This is a genomic window from Lyngbya sp. CCY1209 (assembly GCF_035615495.1).
Taxonomy (GTDB): domain Bacteria; phylum Cyanobacteriota; class Cyanobacteriia; order Cyanobacteriales; family Microcoleaceae; genus Limnospira.
The window spans coordinates 1-819 of the sequence record NZ_JAJENU010000037.1; the positions used below are offsets into that span (position 1 = coordinate 1).

The 819-nt window shown below is 63.0% G+C and carries 1 protein-coding gene; it reads left to right on the forward strand.

The annotated features are described in order from the left end of the window. Nucleotides 1-753 (forward strand): TIGR03985 family CRISPR-associated protein (locus tag LKE08_RS00170; RefSeq protein ID WP_324702175.1); only part of this gene is annotated, 753 nt, incomplete at its 5' end. Nucleotides 754-819 lie beyond the last annotated feature (66 nt).

An 819-nucleotide genomic window follows, 5' to 3' on the forward strand; every position in this document is an offset into this window, starting at 1 on the left:
AGCTTAACCCCACGCCAGAACAAGCTCAAAAGCTTGATCAAACTCTGGTGGCGTTTGCTGATGCTTGCAACTACGTCCTGGAGCGATCGCGAATTGCGGGAACAACTCCAAAACTGCCCCTTCGGCACCGTCCACCGCACCATCCGGGACGACCTCAAACACCTGGACAAAATGGGGTGGCTGCAAAATGCCGGCACCGGAAGCCACCGCTGTACTCCCCCCGAAGCATGGCCCCCCGTCCCCGTTTCAGGCCCGCCGGTGGCGGAAGTCCGGGAAGTCTCGGAAGGGCAAACCCGGGAACTGTTGCGGGTTCTCGAAGCGATCGGCTTCGCCCAACCCGATCTGGAAATCCCCATCCGATCCCTGCGAGAACGGCTGGCGATGTGGGAGCCCGAGGTGGAATTGCCCCCTTCTCCCCCCGCCAAAGACTGCCGGCGGCGCATTTTCGTCCACTCCGAGGACATCCTCCCCGAGGAAATGTGGGGGCGGGTGGAGACCTACCAGCGGCAAATCGAGGAGCTCTGGCGCCATCCGGAAGGGGGGGCGATCCGGTTCGAGACGTGGGTTCCCCGGGACGATCGCAAAACCACGGTAACCAATCCCCGCGCTGCCTACGGCACCGACCCCGACGGCCATTTCGGCTGGCACAATTTTCGCCTGGACCGCATCGCGTCGGACCGCCTCACGATCCTGAACTGGTCCGATGCCGGCGTCCCGCGATCGCTCCGGGAACGGTGGCGCCGAGTACGGTAGGGCATACCGGAACTTGGGTCGATGACCCAAACGCTTCTGGAGATTTGACCGCTACTTTGGCTGGTG